At 66.3% G+C, this 23,570-nt stretch carries 23 protein-coding genes; 11 read left to right on the top strand and 12 right to left on the bottom strand.

Annotated elements, in window-relative coordinates; genetic code table 11:
• Positions 1 to 2: 2 nt before the first annotated feature.
• From IEW19_RS11995 to IEW19_RS12030, 8 genes are all read left to right on the top strand, one after another.
• On the top strand, positions 3 to 1,388 hold the full coding sequence (locus IEW19_RS11995) for an L-fuconate dehydratase (protein ID WP_188571857.1): 1,386 nt from the start codon (positions 3 to 5) through the stop codon (positions 1,386 to 1,388).
• Positions 1,385 to 1,813, top strand: a complete 429-nt coding sequence (locus IEW19_RS12000) for an RbsD/FucU family protein (RefSeq protein WP_188571858.1) — start codon at positions 1,385 to 1,387, stop codon at positions 1,811 to 1,813. Before IEW19_RS11995 ends, IEW19_RS12000 begins: the two co-directional genes overlap by 4 nt.
• On the top strand, positions 1,813 to 2,706 hold the full coding sequence (locus IEW19_RS12005) for an amidohydrolase family protein (RefSeq protein ID WP_229748451.1): 894 nt from the start codon (positions 1,813 to 1,815) through the stop codon (positions 2,704 to 2,706). Before IEW19_RS12000 ends, IEW19_RS12005 begins: the two co-directional genes overlap by 1 nt.
• 2 nt (positions 2,707 to 2,708) lie before the next feature.
• The gene (locus IEW19_RS12010) at positions 2,709 to 3,680 is read left to right on the top strand and encodes an aldo/keto reductase (protein WP_188571859.1); all 972 of its coding nucleotides are present in this window, start codon (positions 2,709 to 2,711) and stop codon (positions 3,678 to 3,680) included.
• A 37-nt stretch (positions 3,681 to 3,717) separates the two neighbouring features.
• Positions 3,718 to 4,566, top strand: coding sequence for a fumarylacetoacetate hydrolase family protein (locus tag IEW19_RS12015; RefSeq protein WP_188571860.1), 849 nt, complete (start codon positions 3,718 to 3,720; stop codon positions 4,564 to 4,566).
• A gap of 18 nt (positions 4,567 to 4,584) precedes the next feature.
• The gene (locus IEW19_RS12020; RefSeq protein WP_188571861.1) at positions 4,585 to 5,343 is read left to right on the top strand and encodes an SDR family NAD(P)-dependent oxidoreductase; all 759 of its coding nucleotides are present in this window, start codon (positions 4,585 to 4,587) and stop codon (positions 5,341 to 5,343) included.
• A 53-nt stretch (positions 5,344 to 5,396) separates the two neighbouring features.
• Complete coding sequence (locus IEW19_RS12025; protein WP_188571862.1) at positions 5,397 to 6,692, top strand: hemolysin family protein; 1,296 nt, start codon at positions 5,397 to 5,399, stop codon at positions 6,690 to 6,692.
• A 247-nt stretch (positions 6,693 to 6,939) separates the two neighbouring features.
• Positions 6,940 to 7,386, top strand: a complete 447-nt coding sequence (locus IEW19_RS12030) for a hypothetical protein (RefSeq protein WP_188571863.1) — start codon at positions 6,940 to 6,942, stop codon at positions 7,384 to 7,386.
• 42 nt (positions 7,387 to 7,428) lie between these two features.
• Here the strand turns inward: IEW19_RS12030 and IEW19_RS23520 are convergent, their stop codons facing one another.
• The 6 genes from IEW19_RS23520 to fdhA all read right to left on the bottom strand — a co-directional run bounded on the left by IEW19_RS23520 (position 7,429) and on the right by fdhA (position 12,231).
• Complete coding sequence (locus tag IEW19_RS23520; protein WP_229748455.1) at positions 7,429 to 7,671, bottom strand: dienelactone hydrolase family protein; 243 nt, start codon at positions 7,669 to 7,671, stop codon at positions 7,429 to 7,431.
• Complete coding sequence (locus IEW19_RS23525) at positions 7,593 to 7,955, bottom strand: dienelactone hydrolase family protein (protein ID WP_308419992.1); 363 nt, start codon at positions 7,953 to 7,955, stop codon at positions 7,593 to 7,595. The genes IEW19_RS23520 and IEW19_RS23525 overlap by 79 nt, the downstream gene beginning before the upstream one ends.
• 45 nt (positions 7,956 to 8,000) lie before the next feature.
• Complete coding sequence (locus tag IEW19_RS12040) at positions 8,001 to 9,362, bottom strand: MFS transporter (protein ID WP_188571864.1); 1,362 nt, start codon at positions 9,360 to 9,362, stop codon at positions 8,001 to 8,003.
• Between the two features lie 68 nt (positions 9,363 to 9,430).
• Positions 9,431 to 10,366 carry a serine hydrolase gene (locus IEW19_RS12045; RefSeq protein ID WP_188571865.1) on the bottom strand — a complete coding sequence of 312 codons (936 nt, stop codon included), beginning with the start codon at positions 10,364 to 10,366 and terminating at the stop codon, positions 9,431 to 9,433.
• 186 nt (positions 10,367 to 10,552) lie between these two features.
• Positions 10,553 to 10,906 carry a GNAT family N-acetyltransferase gene (locus IEW19_RS12050; protein WP_188571866.1) on the bottom strand — a complete coding sequence of 118 codons (354 nt, stop codon included), beginning with the start codon at positions 10,904 to 10,906 and terminating at the stop codon, positions 10,553 to 10,555.
• 113 nt (positions 10,907 to 11,019) lie between these two features.
• A complete protein-coding gene (fdhA, locus tag IEW19_RS12055; protein ID WP_188571867.1) occupies positions 11,020 to 12,231 on the bottom strand; it encodes a formaldehyde dehydrogenase, glutathione-independent in 1,212 nt (403 codons plus the stop codon).
• A gap of 314 nt (positions 12,232 to 12,545) precedes the next feature.
• On the opposite strand from fdhA, the gene IEW19_RS12060 reads away from it, so the two are divergent.
• The 3 genes from IEW19_RS12060 to IEW19_RS12070 all read left to right on the top strand — a co-directional run bounded on the left by IEW19_RS12060 (position 12,546) and on the right by IEW19_RS12070 (position 16,605).
• Entirely contained in the window at positions 12,546 to 13,520 is a 975-nt protein-coding gene (locus IEW19_RS12060) for an aldo/keto reductase (RefSeq protein ID WP_188571868.1), read from the top strand.
• A gap of 163 nt (positions 13,521 to 13,683) precedes the next feature.
• Positions 13,684 to 15,366, top strand: a complete 1,683-nt coding sequence (locus IEW19_RS12065) for a RecQ family ATP-dependent DNA helicase (protein ID WP_188571869.1) — start codon at positions 13,684 to 13,686, stop codon at positions 15,364 to 15,366.
• A gap of 36 nt (positions 15,367 to 15,402) precedes the next feature.
• Entirely contained in the window at positions 15,403 to 16,605 is a 1,203-nt protein-coding gene (locus IEW19_RS12070) for a TerC family protein (RefSeq protein WP_188571870.1), read from the top strand.
• Between the two features lie 74 nt (positions 16,606 to 16,679).
• On the opposite strand, the gene eda is transcribed toward IEW19_RS12070, so the two are convergent.
• The 6 genes from eda to IEW19_RS12100 all read right to left on the bottom strand — a co-directional run bounded on the left by eda (position 16,680) and on the right by IEW19_RS12100 (position 23,467).
• Positions 16,680 to 17,306, bottom strand: a complete 627-nt coding sequence (gene eda / locus IEW19_RS12075; RefSeq protein WP_188571871.1) for a bifunctional 4-hydroxy-2-oxoglutarate aldolase/2-dehydro-3-deoxy-phosphogluconate aldolase — start codon at positions 17,304 to 17,306, stop codon at positions 16,680 to 16,682.
• A complete protein-coding gene (locus IEW19_RS12080; protein ID WP_229748452.1) occupies positions 17,299 to 18,657 on the bottom strand; it encodes a mannitol dehydrogenase family protein in 1,359 nt (452 codons plus the stop codon). Before IEW19_RS12080 ends, eda begins: the two co-directional genes overlap by 8 nt.
• Before the next feature lie 110 nt (positions 18,658 to 18,767).
• On the bottom strand, positions 18,768 to 19,697 hold the full coding sequence (locus IEW19_RS12085) for a sugar kinase (RefSeq protein WP_188571937.1): 930 nt from the start codon (positions 19,695 to 19,697) through the stop codon (positions 18,768 to 18,770).
• 32 nt (positions 19,698 to 19,729) lie between these two features.
• Positions 19,730 to 20,941, bottom strand: a complete 1,212-nt coding sequence (manD, locus tag IEW19_RS12090; protein ID WP_188571872.1) for a D-mannonate dehydratase ManD — start codon at positions 20,939 to 20,941, stop codon at positions 19,730 to 19,732.
• 103 nt (positions 20,942 to 21,044) lie between these two features.
• Entirely contained in the window at positions 21,045 to 22,073 is a 1,029-nt protein-coding gene (locus IEW19_RS12095; protein ID WP_188571873.1) for an L-idonate 5-dehydrogenase, read from the bottom strand.
• Complete coding sequence (locus tag IEW19_RS12100; protein WP_188571874.1) at positions 22,070 to 23,467, bottom strand: MFS transporter; 1,398 nt, start codon at positions 23,465 to 23,467, stop codon at positions 22,070 to 22,072. The genes IEW19_RS12095 and IEW19_RS12100 overlap by 4 nt, the downstream gene beginning before the upstream one ends.
• Positions 23,468 to 23,570 lie beyond the last annotated feature (103 nt).

The raw sequence follows: 23,570 nt of genomic DNA on the forward strand, positions 1-23,570 counted from the left end.
CCATGCCACACATCACCGGTTTTGACGTGTTCGACGTGCGGTTTCCCACCTCGCTGTCGGCGGACGGCTCGGATGCCATGAACCACGATGCGGACTACTCCGCCGCCTATATTGTGCTGGAAACAGACGACCCGGGAGTGTACGGCTGCGGGTTTACCTTCACGATCGGCCGCGGCAACGACATCTGCGCCGCCGCCATGGAACTGCGGGCACGTCCCCTGATCGGAGAGGACGTCGACGGGATTTGCGGCGACCTTGGGGAAACATACCGGGGCCTGAAACGCGATTCCCAGCTCCGCTGGCTCGGGCCGGACAAGGGGGTGGAGCACCTCGCCCTCGGAGCCGTGATGAATGCCGTCTGGGACCTCGCCGCTCGGCGGGCAGGAAAACCCCTGTGGCGGTTCCTGGTGGACATGACCGCGGAGCAGATCGTCAACGCAGCGGACCTAAGCTATCTTTCGGACGCCCTGACCCGGGAAGAGGCCCTGGGCCTGCTGGGGCGCCTTGCGCCAAGCCGGGACGACCGCATCCAGCAGCTGACCCAAACCGGCTACCCGTGCTACACAACATCCGCCGGCTGGCTGGGCTACTCCGACGAGAAGCTCCGACGGCTTTGCCAGGAGGCCGTGGACCAGGGCTACCGGCATATCAAGCTGAAAGTGGGAGCGTCCCTGGAGGACGACATCCGCCGCCTCAGCATCGCGCGCGCAGTCATCGGACCCAAGGGCAACCTCATGATCGATGCGAACCAGGTCTGGGATGTCCCGCAGGCCATCGACTGGATCAAGCAACTTTCTGAGTTCAACCCGCTCTGGATCGAGGAACCCACCAGCCCGGACGATGTCCTGGGCCACGCCGAAATCCGCAGGGCAGTCCAGCCCATCGGGGTGGCCACCGGCGAACATGGCATGAACCGCGTGCTCTTCAAACAGCTCTTCCAGGCCGCCGCGATCGATTACTGCCAGCTGGACGCGTGCCGTCTGGCCAGCGTCAACGAAGTACTCGCCGTGCAGTTGATGGCAGCCAAGTTCGGCATCCCCGTGTGCCCGCACGCCGGCGGGGTGGGCCTGTGCGAGCTCGTCCAGCACCTCTCCATCTTCGACTTCATTGCCATTTCAGGCGACCTTACCGGCCGGGTCACCGAGTTCGTGGACCACCTCCATGAGCATTTCGTGGACCCGTGCATCATCAAGGACGGCGCCTACGTGATGCCGGAGAAACCCGGATATTCGGCCGAGCTCAAGGAGCAGACGCTGCAGGAATACGCATTTCCCTATGGCAGCTACTGGGCAGGAACTGACACCGGCCAGGCAGAACAGGCCTGGCGGGCGGGCAACCCACCCGGCCGGGTGGCCTTCGCCAGCGTACGGCGGGAGGTGGAGGCGTGATCAACTACACCCTGACCCATCCCGGTCTGCTGGCCGCGCTCGCAGAATCCGGCCACGGCTCGCAGATCCTGGTTGCAGACGCCAACTACCCGCACAACACCGGAGCACCCGCATCTGCCCGTCGTATCGCCCTGAACCTGCGGCCTGGCCTGCTGACGATTGACCAGATCCTCGACGTCCTGGTCGACGCCGTCCCGCTGGAAGCAGCAGCGGTCATGACACCTCCGGACGGAAACTGGACGGAGGCCATCAAGGGTTACGAACGCACTCTTGGCACAAAGGTCCCCATCACGGCCCATCAGCGCTTCGAGTTCTACGACGCCGCACGCTCAGCGAACGTCGCCGTCGTCATTGCCAGCGGCGACACCCGGCACTATGCCAACCTGCTGCTGACCATCGGCGTGCGGCCCGAGGGCACGGCCTGATGGGGGCACCGTCATTGCAGGTGATCGATTCCCACGTCCACATCTGGGATCCGGCCATGCTGGACTATGACTGGCTGGCGGACGCTCCTGCCCTGAATAGGCCCTTCCTGCCGGCGGACCTTCCCCATAGGCCAGCAAATACACGGGGAGCGGTATTCGTGCAGGCTGACTGCCGTGATGACCAGGCGCTGAAGGAAGTGGACTGGGTTGCCAGCCTTGAAGAGGGCTGGCCTCAGCTGGCCGGCATTGTGGCTTTCGCCCCCATCAGCCGGGGTGATGCCGTCACGGAGGACCTGGGCCGGCTGCTGGAACGGCCCCTGGTCCGCGGGGTGCGGCAGTTGCTCCAGGACCGTGACGAATCTTTCATGTTGCACCAGTCGACGCTTGCGGGCGCCCGGCAAGTGGCCCGGGCCGGGCTGGTTTTCGACGCCTGCATCCGCGCCTGGCAGCTCGCCGCGCTGGTGGAATTTGCCCGCCGCGCACCCGGCCTCGTGATCGTGCTGGACCACATGGGCAAGCCGCCCATCGCGAGCGGAGAGCTCACCGCGTGGCGCAGCGGCATGCAGGAACTGGCCCGGTGTGACAATGTCGTCGTCAAAATCTCGGGGGCCGGCGCAGAAGCTGCCCCGGACCGCCCATTGGCACCCCAGGCACTGCCGTTCATCCAGGAAACGCTGCGCCTCTTCGGAGCAGAACGCTGCATGATCGGCAGTGACTGCCCTGTCTCCCTCACAGGACCAGCCGCCTACAAGGACTGGATCACCACCGTGGAACAGGCTATGGCGGGCGCGTCCGACGGCGAGCGCAACAACGTCGCGCACGGAACCGCGAGCCGCGTTTACGGGCTCCAGGCATACGCAGAACAGAGCGCCATGAACCAGGAAAAGGACTGACCATGCAAGCAGAAACCCGCACCATCCCCGGCACCGATGTCCAACTGCCGGTGCTCGGCTTCGGCGGGGCCCCCATCGGCAACCTTTACCGGCAGGTCCAAGAGCAGGACGCAGTCGACGCCGTTACCGCGGCCTGGGAGGGCGGCGTCCGCTACTTTGACACCGCGCCGCACTACGGGCTGGGGCTCTCCGAACGGCGTCTGGGTGCCGCGCTGGCCGGGAAGGACCGCGACAGCTACGTGCTCAGCACAAAGATTGGGCGGCTGCTGCGGCCCAACCCGTCGCCCGGAGGTAAGGACACGGAGGGCTTCGACGTCCCTGACGATATACACCGGGTCCGCGACTACTCGCGTGACGGGGTGCTTCGCTCCATCGAGGAGAGCCTGCAGCGGCTGGGTACCGACAGGATCGACATCGTCTACATCCATGACCCGGATGACTACTGGGCGGAAGCCCTCGAAGGCGCGGCCCCGGCACTCTCCGCGCTCCGCGACGAAGGGGTCATCCGCGCCTGGGGTGCGGGGATGAACCAGTCCGAAATGCTCCACCGGTTCGTCACCGAGACAGACATCGACGTGGTCATGCTCGCCGGCCGGTACACGCTGCTGGAGCAAGGCGCGGCCAGGGACCTCCTCCCGGCCTGCCGGGAACGCGGCGTCGGCGTGGTGAATGTGGGCGTCTTCAATTCCGGGCTGCTGTCCAAGGAACGCCCCGCCGCCAACGCCACCTACAACTACGCACCTGCCCCACAGGACCTGCTGGACAAGGCGAACCTGCTGGCTGACATCTGCGCATCGCACGGCACTACGCTCCCTGCAGCCGCCCTCCACTACCCGTACCAGCACCCGGCCGTGACCAGCGTTGTGGTGGGCATGCGGACCCCGGCGCAGGTGAAGCAAAACCTGGACCTGGCCTCGCAGGCCGTCCCGGACCGGCTGTGGGCTGACCTCCGGGACCGCGGGCTCATCAGCTGACAGCACAACCGAGTACTACCGAGAAAAGAAGAAACGAATGCAATTTGCGCGCATAGGTGCCACTGGCAAGGAAATCCCCGCCCTGCTCCAGGACAAGAAGTACTACTCCCTGGAGCAGGTGACGCGGGATATCGACGCCGACTTCTGGGAATCCGACGGGCCGGCGCGTGCTGCAGCGGCACTGGCCGCCGGCGAACTGGCGGAACTCGCCCTTGACGATGGGGCCCGGATTGGTGCTCCGATCGCCCGGCCGTCCTCGGTGATCTGCGTGGGCATGAACTACGCAGCCCACGCAGCGGAATCGGGCTCCGCACCGCCTTCGGTTCCCATCATCTTCCACAAGGCCCCCAACACCGTGGCCGGGCCATTCGATCCGGTGGCCATTCCACGCGGTTCCACCAAGACCGACTGGGAAGTGGAACTCGGCGTGGTCATCGGCCGGCGCGCCTCCTACCTGGACTCTCCCTCCCAGGCCCACGACTACATCGCAGGCTTTGTTACGGTCAACGACCTGTCGGAGCGCATGTTCCAGCTGGAGGTGTCCGGCGGCCAGTGGTCCAAGGGAAAGAGCTGCGCAGGTTTTTGCCCCACGGGACCATACCTGGTGACCCCGGACGAAGTGGATGCCCGCGACCTGCGGCTGCGCAGCTGGGTCAACGGCGAAATCCGCCAGGACTCCTCGACCCGAGACCTGATCTTCGGCGTGGAGCAGGTGATCTATGACCTCAGCCAGTTCCTGGTCCTGGAGCCGGGTGACCTGGTCTGCACCGGCACCCCGGAGGGAGTAGCCCTGTCCGGTCGCTTCCCCTATCTGAAGGCGGGGGACGTCGTCGAACTTGAAGTGGCGGGACTGGGCCGCCAGCGCCAGGAATTCTTCCAGGGCTAATTACGAAAGGACCAGACAATGGAGTTTGCGGGAATCAAAGCAATCGTCACCGGCGGAGCCTCGGGAATCGGAGCCGCCACAGCCAAACTGCTCCAGGAGCGCGGGGCTGAGGTCGCGGTACTGGATCTGAACCCTGACCAGGCACCGGCGGGAGTCAAAGCCATCCACTGCGACGTCTCCGACGACGCGTCCGTCCGCAGTGCCGTCGAAGAGGCTTCGGAGCAACTGGGCGGGATCGACGTGGTGGTCAACAATGCCGGGGTGGGCGCGCAGGGCACCATCGAGGCCAACGACGACGACGAGTGGCACCGGGTGTTCGATGTCAACGTGCTGGGCATGGTCCGTGTCTCAAGGGCGGCCCTGCCGCACCTGCGCCGGTCCAGCCACGCGGCGATCGTCAACACCTGCTCCGTTGCAGCCACCGCCGGGCTCCCCCAGCGCGCCCTTTACAGCGCAACCAAGGGTGCGGTGTTGTCGCTCACCCTGGCCATGGCCGCCGACCACCTGCAGGAAGGCATCAGGGTCAACTGCGTGAACCCGGGGACTGCCGACACTCCATGGATCGGGCGGCTCCTTGCCAGCGCAGCGGATCCCGCCGCCGAGCGCGCGGCGTTGGAGGCCCGCCAGCCGCACGGACGGCTGGTATCCCCTGAGGAAATCGCGGCAGGCATCGTTTATCTGGCCAGCCCACTCGCCGGGTCCACCACCGGTGTGGACCTGGCAGTCGACGGTGGCATGCAGGCACTCCGGCTTCGGCCACGCTCCGCCGCCTCCTGACGGCCTCCGACGAGTCAGGCGCCACCGGAGCCATGGATCGGTAAAGTCATGTCATGGACAGCGGCGCCCTGGTCAATATTGCGTTGGTTCTCGGTTTCGTGCTGCTGGGAGGTGTATTCGCGGCGGCGGAGATGGCCCTGGTATCACTGCGCGAAAGCCAGGTGCGCAGCATTGAAAAAACCGGCGACACTGGGGCCAAGACTGCCGCCCTGGCCCGCAACCCCAACCAGTTCCTCTCCACGGTCCAGATTGGTGTCACCCTGTCCGGGTTCTTCTCGGCGGCCTATGGCGCCTCGGCGATCGCGCCCGCCGTCGTGCCGATCCTCGAAGCCATCGGGCTGGGTGCTGCAGCCGGTCCTGCGTCCGTCATCGGCATGACGCTGCTGGTGGCCTACCTGTCCCTGGTGCTGGGCGAGCTCGCCCCCAAGAGGCTGGCGCTGCAAAAACCCGTCGCCTTCACCAAAGTGCTGGCCGTGCCGCTGATCGGCCTTTCGAAAACCATGAGGCCCGTCATCTGGCTCCTGTCAGTATCCACGGACGCCGTGGTGCGGCTCCTTGGCGGCGACCCGCACGCCAAGCGGGCGGGCATCAGTTCCGAAGAGTTCTGGGACATGGTGGCAGAAAGCGAACTGCTCGAAGAGAGCAGCCGGAATATCGTTGCCGATGTGGTCGGCGCCGGGGACCGGACGCTGCAGGAGGTGATGCGCCCACGCACCGAGGTGACATTCATCGACGGGGCGATGAACATTGCCGACGCCCGCGCGATGGTCAGGGACGGCCCGTTCTCGCGGTTCCCGGTGATCGGGAGGAGCCCGGATGACGTCCTGGGCTTCGTGCACATCCGCGACCTGATGCCCAGGGATGACCTGCAGGACCGGTCGCCCGTGCGGGACATTGCCAGGGAGATCCTTCCGCTGCCCGGGACCAACCGGGTACTGCCGTCCCTTTCCCGGATGCGCAAGACCAACCAGCACATCGCCCTCGTGGTGGACGAGTACGGCGGCACGGACGGTGTGGTCACGCTCGAAGACCTGGTGGAGGAACTGGTGGGCGAAATCTATGACGAGTATGACACCGGCGCCGAGCACGAAGACCGCGTCCATGTGGCAGACGGATTCATCGACGTCGACGGCGGCCTGATCCTGCAGGAGTTCCAGACCGCCGCAGGGATCGCCCTCCCTGAAGGCCATTACGAAACGGTGGCCGGCTTCATGATGGACCGCCTGGGCCGCCTTCCGCACACCGGCGACCGGGTGCCGATCCCCGGATACGTCCTGACGGTCCTTAGCATGGACCGGCTCCGGATCGCTCGCGTCCGGGTCACCCCTGTCGCGGCCCGGCCTGCCTGACAGGGCTGAGGGCGGAGAGGCACGACGGCGGCCCTCGGGTTGCCCTTCGAAAGGGTCCCTGCGGCCCAGGCACCAGGGATCGCCATCGGGGACCAATGGCCCTACGAACTCCCGCCGGCCGGTCACACAGTTGAGTTGCGGCCAGCCGGCAGGTTCCGTCAGGAGAAGTGGGGCTGCTGTCCGTTACCTACAGAAACGGGGCACAGGGCACGTGCTCCCCCAACATCGGCAGGCAGGACACGTCACGATGTTCACGAAACGCACCACCCTCATTGGCGCCGCCTTGGCACTCGGCTTTGCAGCCGTGGCAGCACCGGCACAGGCCGCGAGCGGCAACGGCGCCGAAGTCACCAAGTACAACGAGTGCCAGAGCGGGCAGGATTACAGCTACTGCCGCACGGGTACGGCGGTCAGCCACCATGTCTCGACGCCCAGCGGCATGGAGTCCACCTCGTCTTCCAGTAACCACGTCGATACCTCCACCTACAGCGACGGATCGCAGAACGTCATCGCCACCCAAACGCACTTCCACATCCTTGTCCGCGACGGTCAGCTCGCCGAACTGGGCCAGCACTATCGGGAGCAAACCACGCAGACAGGCCCGGACGGCACCCGGCAGTGCTGGGAGAGGGAGGATTCCCACCAGGTGGGGAACTCCGTGCAGTACCACCGTGAGGCGCGCTACTGCCCGTGACCCCCGGCTGCCGTCTCCAAAGGTGAAGTGCAGCCGCCGGTCCTAGGCCCCCAGGCTCCGCTCCAGGAAAGCGAGCGTGCGGGCCCAGGAATCGGCGGCCGCATCGCCGTTATAGGTGTACCTGTTGGTGTCGTTGAAGAGAGCGTGGCCGGTGCCGGGATACACCACGGCCTCGAAGTCCACCCCGGCTGCCCGCATCCGTGACCTCAGCCCGGGCAGCTCCTCGATGAGGGCGGTGTCCTGCTGCCCGTAGAACGCCAGGACAGGGCAGTTGATGGCGCGCAGTTCGGCGTCCTTGAATTCGGCGTGGCCGTAGAACGGAACGGCGGCGCGCAGCCGAGGCTCGGCAACCGGCCAGAGGCCGGTGTGCCACCTGCTCCGGACAACAGGTCCGGCGCCACCGCCAGGTAGCCTTCGGCAGCGAAGCGGTCTGCCACGTCTTTGGTGTGGCCCACCAGCCCCCATACTTCATGGACCACCAGCAGCCCGCCTTTGGGAGTCCCGGCCGGTTCACTGACATACGCCTGGACGGACGTTTCGGCGTTACCCAGAGTCATCATGTTTCCCATGCGGCCAGCATGCCACGCTCCCCCGGCGCCTTCCTAGGGTAGGGCCTACGCCTTTTGCTGCCGCCAGAACACGGAAATTCCGAACGTCACCGCACAGAGGACAAGCATGGCCAGCACCATCCGCATCCAGCTGTCCTGGTGAACCCCGCCGGACGCGAAGACCCCGATCATGACCGTTGCGGTGATCGCACCCACGTAGCGGCAGGTTTGGTAGATGCCGGCAGCCACGCCGCGGTCCTGCGGCCGGGTGGACACAAACATGCCCTGGTTGGAGGCGATGCTCACGGTGCCGTAGGGGATGCCCATCAGTGCGGTCAGGATCACCACGATCGGGATGGCCAGCGTGCCGGTCAGCAGCCACATGAGTGCCGCCACCGCCGTTAGGAGGACGACGCCGGCGAGCAGCACGCGCCGGACACCGAACCTTCCCATCGCGGAGACTGCCCACGGGGTGGCCACCACGGACATGCCGGCGAGGGGCAGCATCAGCAGGCCCACGACGCCGGGACCGTAACCGCCAGCCTCCTGCAGCAGCTGTGGAAGGCCGAAGAACACGAAGTAGTAGACGCTGCTGAACACGGCGAAGGCGAGATACACCAGCATCAGGGGCCTGTTCCGGCCCAGCAGCCGCAGGTCCAGGAACGGCTTGGCGAAGCGCAGCTCCCGCCAGGCAAACAGGGCTGCGAGGACTGTCCCGGCGCCCAGCATTTCCCAGCGGTAGTCCGGCGCCACGTTCAGCGCCGCCATCATGACCAGCAGCAGGGCACCAATGAACCCGGCGATCCCTGGAATGTCGGAGTCACGCAACAGCTGCGCCACGCTGCCGTGCTCCCGGACCTGGTCCGCGGGGGCTGCTTTCCGCACGATCAGCAGAGCGGCCAGCGCCAGCGGGACGTTGACCAGGAACAGCGACTGCCAGCCCACGAAGCCCACCAGCAGGCCGCCGACGACGGGCCCCACCGCGGCTGCGGACGTGTTGGCCATCTGCAGCCGGCCCAGCGGGCGGGCCGCATCGACCTTGGCCTGGTGCGCGAGGGCACCCACCATCACCACGGCGCTGGGGTAGGCCGTGGCTGTGCCGAGTGCCATGACCGCCCGCGCCACGCAGAGCAGCGCGAAGTTCGGGGCCAACGGAGCCAGGGCGCAGGTGATAGCCACCAGTCCCATGCCCAGCATGAACATCCGCCGCGGTCCGAACCTGTCGGCCAGTCTGCCCATGACCGGCTGGCCGGCCGCCGAGGCAAGGTAAAAGGACGTGACCACCCAGGTGACGGCAGCGACGTCGAGCCCAAAGTCGGCGCGCAGCACCACCAGGGCGACGGCGATCATTGAAGAGTTCAGCGGGTTCAGTGCCGTGCCCAGGCTGAGGCCGGCGACGGCCAGGGCAGTCCGGGGGTTGTTGCTCACGGTAACAGTCTGGCCTACAGCCTGCGCCGGAGACGATTCGGCGGATTGCCAGCGTGGTGTGGCGTTCGCTACTTGCCCGCCAGCACCACCGGGAACAATGCGTCCTCCACCGCGCGGGTGAGATCGCGGATCACCTCGGCCTGGCGGTCATCCGCCACCCCTCCAGGGTTCTCCGTGTAGATCACCAGCGCGAACGTGGACCCGCGGTAACTCAGGAGCGCGGCGTCATGGAGCTCGCCGGACACTTCCCCGTACTTGTGGTGAACATCCACGCCGGCCCTTGACCCCGCCGGGATGAGGTCCTCGTTGTTGGTGTCCTGCATGTAGCTGAGCAGCTGCGCCGTGTTGTCCTTGTCCAGGAGCTCCCCCGCGTACAGCTTCTTCAGGATCAGGGCCATGTCGGCCGCGGTCAGGAGGTTTTGTTCGGGGTCGTACGTGACGCCGATCGAGTCCGCGTAGGCAATGAGCTGCGGGTAGCCCACGGCGTCCATCAGCAGCAGCCAGGAGTCGTTGTTGCTGTCATTGACCATGGCTTTGAGCTGGAACGCGGCGTCGTAGTCCCCCATTGGATCGTCCAGGCTCGCCTGCCCGGTTTCCACCAAGTGGTAGTAGGCGGCGGCGGTCAGGACTTTCGCCGTGCTGGCCGCAGTGAATGTGTCTTCGTCGCCGAACGTCCGTTCCGCGCCGCCGGACACGTCGGCGAGCGCCAGCCCGATCCGGTATTCGTCCGCTTCGCTGAGGATGTTGTCCACGCTGTCCTGCAACGACGGCGGGGCTGCCGCCACCGGGGACGCCGGCAGGGCCGGCTGGGTGGGGACAACCGCACCCGACGGCGCCTCGGACCGGACCACGGCCAGGGCGATGGTGCCAACGATGACCAGCACCACGGCCAAGGCCAGTATCAGCAGCCTCCTGTTGCCCTTCCTCCTGGCGGAAGATGGTTTGCCCGGCACTGGCGGCGGGGCGTCGCGGCCCGGTTTGGGCACCACGGGGTGCACGGACATACAAAGGGCTCCTGTCCCACCTCGGCGTTCACAAACAACGTCAGCACGGCGTTGAGCCGCGCTGACAGATGCTGATTAAATCACCGCAGGTTGGGAGCTTCCTGAAGGCTTGCCGGGGGTTCCGCGGGACTGTGGCCGGGTGGCCGCGATTCCTTTTTCGACCGTTTCGCGATTCGAAAAATTGATTCAGCCGCGGGTGCGGGCAGCGATCGCTGTCTCCAGGAATTCCAGGTGGACCGGCGCAACAGCCACCACGCTGCCCAGGTATTCCGGGTGCTTTGCCAGGAACTTCTTGATGAAGGGGCACACCGGGACGATGCCAATGCCGGCCTCCACGGTGCTGTCCAGGGCAGCCGTGGCCAGGCGGCCGGCAAGGCCCTGCCCGCCGTATTCCTCGTTGATCACCGTGTGGTAGAAAATCCGCTGCGGCGACTCCCCGCCGTCGTACTCCTTGTACGCCGCCTTGCCGATCACGTTGCCGGCATCGAGGATCTCGAAACGCTCACGCTGGGGATTGTGGCGGACGGTGATGTCGCTCAAGGGAACTCCTTCAGTTGCGGATTTGTGCTGCCCGTGCAAAGCCTAACCCGGCCCGGGCAGCAGGTATTTCCGCAAGCAAGGGGTCCCTGGCGACATCCCCGCCCGCCCCCGCGTCAGCTCAAGTAGCCGTTCGGGTTCAGGACGTACTTGGTGGCTGCTCCGGCGTCGAACTCCGCGTAGCCCTTCGGTGCCTCCTCCAGCGGAATCGCCTTGGCATTGACGTTCTTGGCGATGCTGACCCTGTCATTCAGGATGGCCATCATCAACTGCCGGTTGTACTTCATCACCGGGCACTGGCCGGTGGTGAAGCTCAGGGACTTGGCCCAGCCGGTGCCAAGGCTCAGCGACAGCGCGCCCTTCTTCGCGGCCTCGTCAATGCCGCCCGGGTCCCCCGTGACATACAGGCCGGGGATGCCCAGGGCTCCGCCGGCTGCCGTGAGCTCCATGAGGGAATTCAGGACCGTCGCGGGCGCCTCCTTGGCGTCGTGCCCGTGGCCCTTCGCCTCGAACCCTACGGCGTCGACGCCGCAGTCCACCTCGGGGACACCGAGGATCTGTTCTATCTGGTCCTTCGGATCGCCCTTGGACAAGTCCACGGTTTCACAGCCAAAGCTGCGCGCCTGAGCCAACCGGCCCTCATTCATGTCGCCCACAATCACGACGGCGGCCCCCAACAGATGCGCACTGGTCGCCGCTGCAAGGCCCACCGGACCGGCCCCGGCCACGTAGACGGTGGAGCCAACGCCAACACCGGCCGAAACCGCACCATGGAACCCGGTGGGGAAGATGTCCGAGAGCATGGCCAGGTCCAGGATTTTCTCCATGGCCCGGTCCTTGTCCGGGAACTTCAGCAGGTTCCAGTCAGCGTACGGAACCAGAACGTAGTTGGCCTGGCCGCCCACCCAGCCGCCCATGTCCACGTAGCCGTAGGCGCTGCCCGGCCGGTCCGGATTGACGTTCAGGCAGATGCCGGTTTTGCGCTCCTTGCAGTTCCGGCAGCGGCCGCAGGCGATGTTGAACGGCACCGAGCAGAGGTCGCCCACCTTGATGAATTCGACGTCGCGGCCCACCTCCACCACTTCGCCGGTGATTTCGTGGCCCAGCACCAGGTTGGGCGGGGCCGTGGTGCGGCCGCGGACCATGTGCTGGTCCGAACCGCAGATGTTGGTGGCCACCGTCTTAAGGATGACCCCGTGGTTGACTGGACGCCCGACGTTGGCCGGATTGACCCCCGGGCCGTCCTTGAGCTCGAACGTGGGGTAATCAATGTCAATTACTTCGACCTTGCCGGCTTCTTTGTAGGCAACGGCTTTGTTCCCTGTCATCTATCGCTCCTATAGTCAGGCGTCCGGTAAGACGGCCGTGATCTGGGTAGGTGAGACACCCCTGAAGGGGAACAGCCCTGGCCAAATGGTGCTTCCCGATGTTGGCCGTGGTCAGGTACCGGTCCCGGTGGGGATTCGCCCAGTCTAGGCACGGCCCCGGGAGTGGTCTAGGGGTAGCAGCCCCTAGTTTTCAGGAACATTCCCAAGGTGAAGCGCCTATAGTGTCGTACGCTGCACCACCCGGCCTCCAGAGTTCGGGAAACGAACGCCGGCTGGCCGGTTCCCAGGCAAGTTCTACCGTTGAGGAGAACGGCATGAAAACACGCACCATTGGACAACTGACAGTCTCCGCCCTTGGCCTTGGCTGCATGGGCATGAGCGAATTCTATGGCGACGGCGACGAGCAGGAGTCGGTTGCCACCATCCACGAATTCCTGGACGCCGGCGGCTCCCTGCTGGACACAGCCGACATGTACGGCCCCTTCACGAACGAACAGCTGGTGGGCCGGGCCATTGCCGGACGCCGCGGGGACGTCGTGCTCGCCACCAAGTTTGGCAACGAACGCCGCGAGGACGGTTCCTGGGTAGGCATCAACGGCCGCCCCGAATACGTCGGGTCCGCGTGCGATGCCAGCCTCCAGCGGCTGGGGGTGGACCACATCGACCTGTACTACCAGCACCGGGTGGACAAGACCGTTCCCATCGAGGACACGGTTGGCGCCATGGCGGAACTGGTGCAGGCCGGGAAGGTCCGGCACTTGGGCCTGTCCGAGGCATCCGCAGAGACCATCCGGCGGGCCCACGCGGTGCACCCCATCACGGCACTGCAGACTGAGTATTCGCTGTGGGAGCGTGAGCCCGAAACCAAAGTCTTTCCCGTGCTCGCGGAACTCGGCATCGGGTTTGTGCCCTACAGCCCGCTGGGCCGCGGGTTCCTCACGGGCCAGATCCGGAGCGTCGACGACTTCGCCGAGGACGACTTCCGCCGGCACTCCCCGCGCTTCCAGGGGGAGAATTTCACCCGGAACCTGGAACTCGTGGACCGGGTGAAGGAGCTTGCCGACCGGAAACAGTGCACCCCCGGACAGCTGGCCCTCGCCTGGCTGCTCGCGCAGGGCGAGCACATTGTCCCAATCCCGGGCACCAAAAAACGTGAACGGCTGCACGAGAACCTGGGCGCCGTAGACGTTGAGCTCAGCCAGGACGAACTCCAACTGCTGGACCAGCTGGCACCAGCGGGCTCGACTGCCGGCGCGCGCTACCCCAACATGTCCACCATCGACACGTAACGCAACTGCTGTCCGCAGGGGAGCACCCGGGGGTGCGGCATGTGCCGCCGGGCGCTTTCCCACCCAGGACCGGAGTTTACGGCCGCGGGGCGGGGCTGGCGTAGGGTGGTTCGTACGGCTGAAGCAAGCGGCCGCTGGTTTCTTCCGTGCGGAGCCCCGTTTCATGTCCGACGACCCTGCCCTGCGGGCCCTTGCCGCCGCGTCCTTCAACCTGCCGGACCTCCGGGACGGGCAGTTGGCCGGCATGACCGCCCTCGCCAACGGCCGCGACGTTCTCGCCGTCATGCCCACCGGATATGGCAAATCCGCCATCTACCAGGTCGCAGCCCTGCACCTGCACCACACAACGGGACGTCCCGCCGTCGTGGTGTCACCGCTGATTGCCCTGCAGGAGGACCAACTGGACCGGCTGATGCAGGTCCTCGGACCGGACGCCGCGGTGGCCATCAATTCCTCGCGCAGTGACACCGAAGTCGAGGCCGCATGGGAGACGGCTGCGGACGGCACGGCTGTGTTCCTGTTCCTCGCCCCGGAACAACTGGCCAAGCAATCAACCGTGGACCGGATCAAAGCCCTGGACATCTCCATGTTTGTGGTGGATGAGGCCCACTGCGTTTCTTCCTGGGGCCATGACTTCCGCCCCGATTACCTGGCCCTTGGCGATGTCCGGGAGCAACTCGGAAACCCGCCCGCAGCCGCTTTGACCGCTACCGCCTCCCCGCCGGTGCGGGACGAGATTGTGGAGCGGCTGGGCATGAAGGACCCTTTGGTCCTGGTCCACGGCTTCGACAGGCCCAACATCACGCTGGACGTGGTGCGGCATCATGAGGACAAGGGCAAGCGCAAGGCCGTTCTGGAACAGGTAGCGGACCTGGCCCGGCAGGGTCACGGGCTGCTCTACGCTGCCACCCGGAAGGACACGGAAAAGTACGCTGCCAAGCTGGCCACGCAGGGTCTGCGCGCGGAGGCCTACCATGCGGGCCGTCCCGCCGCGGACCGGGAACACATCCACGAGCTGTTCCTTGACGACAAGCTGGACGTGGTGGTCGCCACCACCGCGTTCGGCATGGGCATCGATAAGCCGAACGTCCGCTTTGTGGTCCACGCCGACATCCCCGAATCGCTGGACTCCTATTACCAGGAGATCGGGCGGGCGGGCAGGGACGGGGAGCCCGCATCGGCGGTGCTGCATTACCGCTCGGAGGACCTGGGCCTGCGGAAATTCTTCGGCACCCACTCCCCCGATCCCGATTCCCTCCTTGCGGTGCTGAAGGTGCTCAAGGCGGCACATGCGGCCACCCCCAAGTCCTCCCTCGCTGAGTTGACCGGTTTCAAAACCCGCCGCATCACGGGCCTGGTGAACCAGTTGGAGGAGATTGGTGCCGTGGCCACCGGCACGCGCGGTGTCCGGCTGATCTCCAAGGCCAAGCTGCCCACGCTGGTGAGCGACGCCGTCGAACTCGCCGAGGCCCGGCAGCGGGTGGACCAGTCCCGCCTCACCATGATGCGCGCCTACGCCGAGACGGACGGCTGCCGCCGGCAGTTCCTGCTGGGCTACTTCGGCGAGGACCTGCCGGCGCCGTGCGGCAACTGTGACGGCTGCACGGCGGTTGCCGCCACCCGGGATGACGTGGCGCAGCCGGGCAAAACGTCCGACGGCGGCGGCATGGTTTCCGCCGTCGACGAACCTTTCCCGCTGCAGTCCACGGTGGTCCACAAGGAGTGGGGCCCCGGACTGGTGATGCGGCACGAGGACGATGTCATTACGGTGCTATTCGACCAGGAAGGGTACAAGACGCTGTCCCGGTCTGCCGTCATGGAGCACAAGCTGCTGAAGCCCGCTTAGGTAGGCTGGGGGAACCTCCGACGAAAGGCCCGCCGCGTGGAAGTACCTGCGTATGTCTGGACCCTGACCATTGCGGGAATCGTGGGGCTGCTGGCGTTCGATTTCTTCTTCCATGTCCGCAAGGCCCACACCCCGTCCCTCAAGGAATCTGCCACCTGGTCGTCGATCTACGTGGGCATCGCGGTTCTGTTCGGGCTGGGAGTGCTGCTGTTTGGCGGCCCCGCCATGGGCACCGAGTACTTCGCAGGCTATGTCACGGAGAAGGCGCTGTCAGTAGACAACCTCTTCGTTTTCCTCATCATCATGGCCAGTTTCAAGGTGCCCCGCGCGGACCAGCAAAAAGTGCTGCTGTTCGGCATCGTGTTCTCCCTGATCGCGCGCACGGCGTTCATCTTCCTGGGCGCGGCACTGATCAACAGCTTCGCCTGGGTGTTCTACATCTTTGGGCTCATCCTGCTGGTCACGGCCGGCAACCTGCTCAAGCCGGACAGCCACGACGACGACTCCGACGGCCTGGTGGTCCGGCTCGCCAAGAAACTCCTGCCGGCGTCCGAACACTACGACGGCGACAAGCTCTTCACAGTGGAGAACGGCAAGCGGGTCCTGACGCCCATGCTGCTGGTGATGCTGGCCATCGGCGGCACGGACATCCTGTTCGCTTTGGACTCCATTCCGGCGATCTTCGGCCTCACCCAGAACGTGTTCGTCGTGTTCACCGCCACCGCGTTCTCGCTGATGGGCCTACGCCAGCTGTTCTTCCTGATCGATGGGCTCCTGGACCGGCTGATCTTCCTCTCGTTCGGCCTGGCGGTCATCCTGGGCTTCATCGGCGTGAAGCTCATCCTGCACGCCCTGCACGAGAACACCCTGCCGTTCATCAACGACGGCGAGCACGTCAGCGTGGTGGAGGTCAGCACCGGCGTCTCGCTCGGCGTGATCCTGGGCGTCCTGCTGGTCACCATCCTGGCGTCCATCTTCAGCCCCAAGGGCAAGGCCAAAAACGCCGTGTCCGGCGCCAGGCGCCACGCCACCGAATACCTGGACCTCAACTACGAGACGGACATGGCTGAACGCGACAAGATCTTCGCCAGGATGTGCCGCGAGGAGGACCAGATCCGCAAGCTTCCCGAAAAGTACAAGCGGCTGGTCCGGCATGAAACCGAGTTCATGGACCTGATCCGGAGCGCCCACTCGGAGCACGACAAAGCCCAGGTCCGGGCTGCCGCCGCAGAGGGCTGACCCTCACCCCAACTAGGTAGCAGTAACTGTCGTTTTAGGGGCTCAAAACGACACCTGCTGCGACCTACTTTGGTTCAGCGGCTGAGGGCTGCCGCCCCGTTGGCCAGTTTAGTGATCCGCCCCCAGTCCTTGGCCGCGACGGCGTCTGCCGGGGTAAGCCAACTGCCGCCCACGCAGGCCACGTTGGGCAGCCTAAGGTAGTCCGGCGCGGCGGCCAGGCTGATACCTCCGGTGGGGCAAAACTGCACGTCCGGGATGGGCGCGCCGACGGCCGCCAGGTAGGACGGGCCGCCCGCAGGCCCGGCCGGGAAGAACTTCATGGCGTCCAGGCCCTGTTCCAGGACCGCCAGGACCTCCCCCACCGTGGCGACTCCAGGAAGCACCGGGACGTCCAGGGACAGCATCGCGGTGAGCAGGGCCGGGGTGACCCCTGGACTGACCAGGAATTTGGCACCCGCCTGCACGGCGGCGTCGGCCTGTGCGGGCCTGAGGATGGTACCGGCGCCCGCCAGGATCTCCGGCACCTCCTCGGCGATCAGTTTCAGCGAAGTCAGCGCTGAGTCGGTGCGGAGGGTCAGCTCGATGATCTTGACCCCGCCGTCCGCCAGCGCGCGGGCCAGGGGCACCGCGTCCTGGGGATCGTCAATGGTGACCACCGGGATGACCGGTGAGACGCGGAGGACGGCGGATGCGTCAGCCATGGTTGATCTCATTTCCCAGGCCTGCGAGCCTGTCGTCGATAGTGCCGTTGGTGTCGATGATGCGGTACCAGTGCAGGAGCAGGTCCCGGAACCGTTCGTTCACGCCCAGTCCAGGCTCGACGACGGGCCGGAACCCGAGCAGGGCCGGCACCACGGTGTCAGCGCTACGGGTTTCGGGAAGTGCTGCCTGCAGTTCCGGGGCCAGCGGATCGTTCAAGTCCGCTTCCGGGGTGTTGGCCACATGGTGCATCCACGCGGCGACGGCGAGCGCGGCCCACTTCGGTTCCCGGCCGGCATCGAGCGTTCCGCGGACGGTCCCCAGCAGCCGCAGGCCGATCTTTTGCGAACCATCACTGCCCACCTTCGCGGTGGTGTGGCCGAGGGCCGGGTTCGCGAACCGGCGGAGCACCTCTTCGCAGTACTGTTCCCCGTCCAGCCCGGCCGGGAGGGTGATGCTGGGCAGGGCCTCGTCAATCATCATGCGCCGGCACGCGGTGCGGAACGCGTCCACGGCTACGGCGTCGCTGATGCTCCCCTTGCCGGTGGCCAGGCCAAGGTAAGCCAGCATGGAATGGCTGGCATTGAGCAGCCGCAATTTGGCCGCTTCCCAGGCGGCCACGTCGGTGCTGAACAGCGCCCCAGCGTCCTCCCACCGCGGGCGGCCGGCAGCGAAGTTGTCCTCGATGACCCACTGCTTGAAGGGTTCGGCCACCACGGCGGCTTCGTCACGCAGGCCAAGTTCGCGTTCGACGGCGGCAAGGTCGCCTTCGGTGGTGGCCGGCACCATCCGGTCCACCATGGTGGACGGGAAGGTGGCGTTGCCCGCCAGCCAGGCAAGGAGATCGTCGCTTTCGGCTTCCGGCAGGGCTGCGGCGAAGTTCCGGACAATCGTGGCGGTCAGTTCGCCGTTGCCGGGCAGGTTGTCACAGGACACCACGGTGATGGGCCCAGCGCCGGTGCGGGAACGCTGCTGCAGGCCCCGGGCGATCTGTCCGACGGCGGTACGCGGGCCCCCGCCGGCCACGTCCGCCTGGACGTCGGGGTCGGCCAGGTCCAGGGTGCGGGTTTGCGGATCGAAACGGTACCCCTTTTCGGTGATGGTGAGGGTGACGATCCTGGTGGCCGGGGCGGCGAGGCGGTCCACCACCAGCTGGGGATTGTCCCGCCCCGAGATGGCTTCCACGATGCTGGACACCACGCGCACCGGGGCAGCCACTTCCCCACGCTCCGCCACCGAGAACAGGCCGTGCTGCGGGGCGAGCTGCCGGGCCACGGTGTCCGACCGCTGGGTGACGCCGACGATTCCCCACTCGAGGTCCCCTGAGGCGAGCATCGCGTCTTCCGTGAACACGGCAGTGTGGGCGCGGGCGAAGGCACCCAGGCCAAGGTGGACAATGCCGGGCCGGATCTTGTCCCGCTGGAGGGCAGGTTCCTGGCCGCTCCCGGCCAGGGACCCGTTGCTTAGGCGTTCGATGACACGGCCCCTGCCACGAAGGTGCCGGCGGCATGGGCCCGGGTCTGCTCGAACGTGGGGATGAAGCCTGTGCCGCCCTTGCCGCCCACCACCAGCGAGGAAGCGGCAGCGCCGTAACGCGCCGCCGTCGGGAAGTCATCTCCCAGTACCAGCCGTGCGGTCAGGGTACCGACGAACGCGTCTCCGGCGCCGGTCTGGTCCACGAGGGCAGGCGCCGGAACCGCCGGAACCCACGCGGACACGCCATCCGCTTCGAGCTGGACTCCCTTCGCGCCGCAGGTGACGGCGACGTTCGCGGCGCCCAGGGCACGGAGCTTGCTTGCGGCTTCTTCCGCCGAGGACACGCCCAGCAGCGCGCCCGTCTCACCGGGGAAGGACGGCGTGACCAGGAAGGTCTGCGGCGCCAGGTAGGTGAGGGCCGCCGTCGCATCCTCCACGGAGGTGAGGCGGGGACGGAAGTTGGGGTCGTACACAAAGCGCTTGGCAAGCCCTGCGGCTTTGACGACGGCGGCGCGGGCCGTCGTCGAGATGGCGCAGGCGATGCCGCCGGCCACCACGGCGCCAGCGGCCTCGAAGACTGCCGGGTCGACGTCGTCCGGTCCCAGGGTGGACCCCACGCTCCCGCTGCGGGCGTAGGAGAACTCGCGTTCGCCGTGGGGGTCGCTGTGCACCAGGTAGACGCCCTGCTGGCCGCGGCGGAACGTCAGCAGGTTGGTGGAAATACCCAGTTCGGCGATCCGGGCCGCGATTGCCCGGCCCAGTTCGTCGTCGGTCAGCACGGAAAGAAGTCCAACCTTGGCACCTGCTGCGGCCGCGGCCGCTGCGACGTTGAGCGCGTCCCCTGAGATGCCCAGTTGCGCCGGAACGCCGTGGGCGAAGGGCAGGTCGGTGGCGACCTCGACGAGGATTTCCCCCATCACCACCACGTCGAAGCTGTCGTGAATAGCGTTCACCAGTCGTGCACCGATCCGTCCAGGCGCCGGTTTACCGGCAGGTATTTGGCGTCGAAGGGGAAGCGTGCGGCGGCTTCCTCGTTGAACTCTACGCCCAAGCCTGGGGCGTCGCCCGGGTGCATGTAGCCGTCGTTGAAGGTGTAGGAGGTTTTGAAGACTTCGCCGGCCGGGTCGCGGTGGCCCATGTATTCCTGGATGCCGAAGTTGGGAATGCCCATGTCCACGTGCAGCGCGGCGGCGAGGGAGACCGGGGACAGGTCGCCGGCGCCGTGCGAGCCGGAACGGACGCCGTAGAGCTCTGCCAGCGAGAAGATCCGGCGCAAGTGCGTGATGCCGCCGGCGTGTGAGACGGAGGTGCGGATGTAGTCGATGAGGCGTTCGGTGATGAGCTGCTGGCAGTCCCAGATGGAGTTGAACACCTCACCCACGGCAACGGGGGTGGTGGTGTGCTGGCGGATCAGGCGGAACGCCGACTGGTCCTCTGCCGGCGTCGGGTCCTCGATCCAGAACGGCCGGTACTCCTCCAGCGACGCGCCCAGCCTGCCCGCCTCGATCGGCGTGAGCCGGTGGTGGACGTCATGCAGGACATGGACGCCGTAGCCGAACTGCTCCCGGACATGGGCCATCATTTTCGGCGCGAAGTCCAGGTACGCGGTGGTTTCCCACGTGTCCTCCTGCGGCACGTTGCCGCTGGCCGGCTCGTAGAGCTTCCCGTCCACCGGAGCGATACCGTAGGTTTTGTCCAGGCCCGGCACCGCTGCCTGCGCGCGGATGGCCTTGTAGCCCAGGTCCAGGTGGTGCTGGAAGTCCGCGCTGAGGTCATCAAGCGTGGAGCCGCTGGCGTGGCCGTAGACCATCACGCCCTCACGCGCCGCGCCGCCCAGGAGTTCGTAGACGGGCATGCCGGCAGCCTTGCCCTTGATGTCCCAAAGCGCGACGTCGATCGCGGCGATCGCGGTCATGGTCACCGGGCCGCGGCGCCAGTAGGCGCCCTTGTAGAAGTACTGCCAGGCATCCTCGATGCGGCGGGCGTCGCGGCCGATCAGCAGCGGGCAAAGGTGCTCGGAAAGGTAGGACGCCACAGCCAGCTCCCGACCGTTCAGGGTGGCGTCGCCGATGCCGGTGATGCCGTCCTCGGTTTCAATTAAGAGCGTGACGTAGTTCCGTCCGGGCGACGAAACCACTACCCGTGCGTCGGTGATCTTCACTGGGGGTCCTTTAACTTCAGGGGGCGTCTTGCAAGTAGGTCGCAGTAGATGTCGTTTTGAGGGCTCAAAACGACATCTACTGCTACTTAGTTGGGTCTGGTGGTCAGTCCGCGCTGAGGCGGAGCATGACCTTGCTGCTGTTCGCGGCGGGGTCGGCGGCGGTGCGCATGGCTTCCTCCGCGTCGTCGATGCCGAACTTGTGCGTGATGAGCGGGGTGACGTCCAGGCCGCGGGCCATAGCCGCCAGCGCGTCGTTGATTTCATTGATGAACCGGTAGGACCCGATCCACGTGATTTCCCTGGTGACCAAGTCGCCGAGGGCAGCGGGAGCTGGCGCGCCCGGCAGGTTCCCCACCTGGACGATGGTGCCGCCGCGGGCGGTGGCCCGCAGGACGCCTCCCAGCACGGCGGGGATACCGGTTGCCTCGAACACCAGCTCCACGTCTGCCGGCAGCGGGTTGCCCGAAACATTGAGCACTTCGTCCGCGCCCATTGCCTTGGCGATCCGCAGGGAGGCATCACTGATGTCCGTAGCGATCACGGTCCGGGCACCGGCATACTTGGCGGCTGCCGTGACCAGCGACCCGATGGGCCCTGCGCCGTTGACCAGCACGTCGCGGCCACGAAGGCTGCCTGCGCGGCTGACGGCGTGCATGGCGACGGCGAGCGGTTCCGCCAGCGCCCCGCGGAGCGTGTCCACGCCGTCGGGCAGGGGACGGACCTGGAACGCCTTGGCAAGCTTCCGCTCGCTGAACCCGCCGTCGGAGTGGGGGTCGAACGCTGCCGAGCCGAAGTACCGGATCTGCGGATACAGATTGGTCCTGCCCGCAAGGCGTTCCGGCATGGCGCCGTCCCCCACGGGTTCGGCGGGATGCACCGTGACGGGCTGGCCCACTTCAAGATGGTCGACGCCGGCACCCAGCTTGGCGATTCGGCCTGCCACTTCGTGCCCCAGGACGAGCGGTGACTTCAGCGCCGCCGTCCCCGACACTCCATGGCGCCAGTACGAAAGGTCACTTCCGCAGATGCCGCCCCATTCGACGTCGAGCACTACTTCCCCCGGCCCGGCAACGGGCTCTGGCCGTTCATCGACGCGGAGGTCGTTGGCGCCGTGGACCACTACTGCTTTCATACGGCATCCTCGAGACGGACCATGTCGCGGCCGCGGACCTCGGGGCCAACAGCGGCAGAGACCAGGGTGATCAGCGAGTAACCGATGAGCATCGCGGCGAGCGGCCACCAGTGACCGGTGACGGCCGTGAGGGTGGCCGCCAGGATGGGGCCAATGGCGGTGGCCAGGATGCCGCCGATTTCCTTGGCGAGGGCAAGTTGGGTGAAGCGGGTGCGGGCACCGAAGAACTCGGCCATGGTTACACTCTCCATGGCGAACAGGCTCAGCACGCCGAGGTTCAGTCCGATCACCATGGCGGTGGTAATGACGGCAGGGTTGCCGCTGGTGATCATCAGCATCATGGGGACGGCGTATACGGCGGTCAGCGCGCTGAGGACCAGGTACAGCGGGCGCCGGCCGAAGCGGTCGCCCAGGAAGCCGACCAGCGGGATGGTGGCGAAGCCCAGCAGGGAGCCGTACATGATGGCGTTGGTGCCCACGGTCTTGTCGGTGAGCAGGACGGTGGCCAGGTAGCCCACGAGGAAGGTCTGTACCAGTCCGGAGTTGCCCGCCTGGCCAAAGCGCAGGCCGAGTGCGATCAGGAAGGCCTTGCCTTTCTTCTGGTGCAGGGCGGCCTCGATGGTGCTGGTTCCGGCGAGTTCGGGGGCCTTGGCAGCGGCGCTCTTGATCCTGTCCTTGGTGAGGGCCACGCCGTCCACGACGTCAGCCCGCTGTTCGAAGACGGGGCTTTCCTTGATGGAGCGGCGGATCCAGACGGCGAAAATCATGATCAGGAAGCTGGCCAGGAACGGGATGCGCCAGCCCCAGCTCAGCAAGTCCTCTTGGGAAAGCGAAGCGACCAGGAGTGCCCAGAGGGCCGAGGCGCCAAGCGTTCCGGAGTTGGTTCCCAGGCAGACCAGGGAGGAGATGATGCCGCGGCGGCGGGCCGAAGCGAACTCCGCCAGCATGACGGTGGCACCAGCGATTTCCGCGCCGGCTCCAAAGCCCTGGATGAGGCGCAGCGCCACCAGCAGGATCGGCGCCCAGATGCCGACCATCGCGTAGGTGGGAAGGACACCGATCAGGGTGGTGGAGGCGCCCATCAGCGCGATGGTGATATAGAGGACCTTCTTGCGGCCGATCCGGTCGCCCATGCGGCCGAAGTAGACGGCACCGAACAGTCTGGCAACGTAGCCCACACCGTAGGTGGCCATGGCGGCAATCAGGCCGATGACCGGACTGACGTCCGGGAAGAAGATCTTGTTGAAGACGATGGCAGCTGCCAGGGAATACAGCTGGAAATCCATGAATTCCATGGCGGTTCCAAGCCAGCCGGAAGCGGCCACCTTGGCGAGGTCGCGGGTGTTGCGTGCCTCTGACTGGTCGGCCGCGGGCCGCGCAATGCTTTCGGTCATCAGTTGCTCCTTTGCAGGCGATGCTGTCGAACGGGGATGAAGAGCGTGGGAGGGGGATGTGAACGGCGGAAAAGGTTTGGCCTGCCGGAGCCGCGACAAGGGG

It is taken from the genome of Arthrobacter liuii, from assembly GCF_014639275.1.
GTDB classification, from domain to species: Bacteria; Actinomycetota; Actinomycetes; order Actinomycetales; family Micrococcaceae; genus Arthrobacter; species Arthrobacter liuii.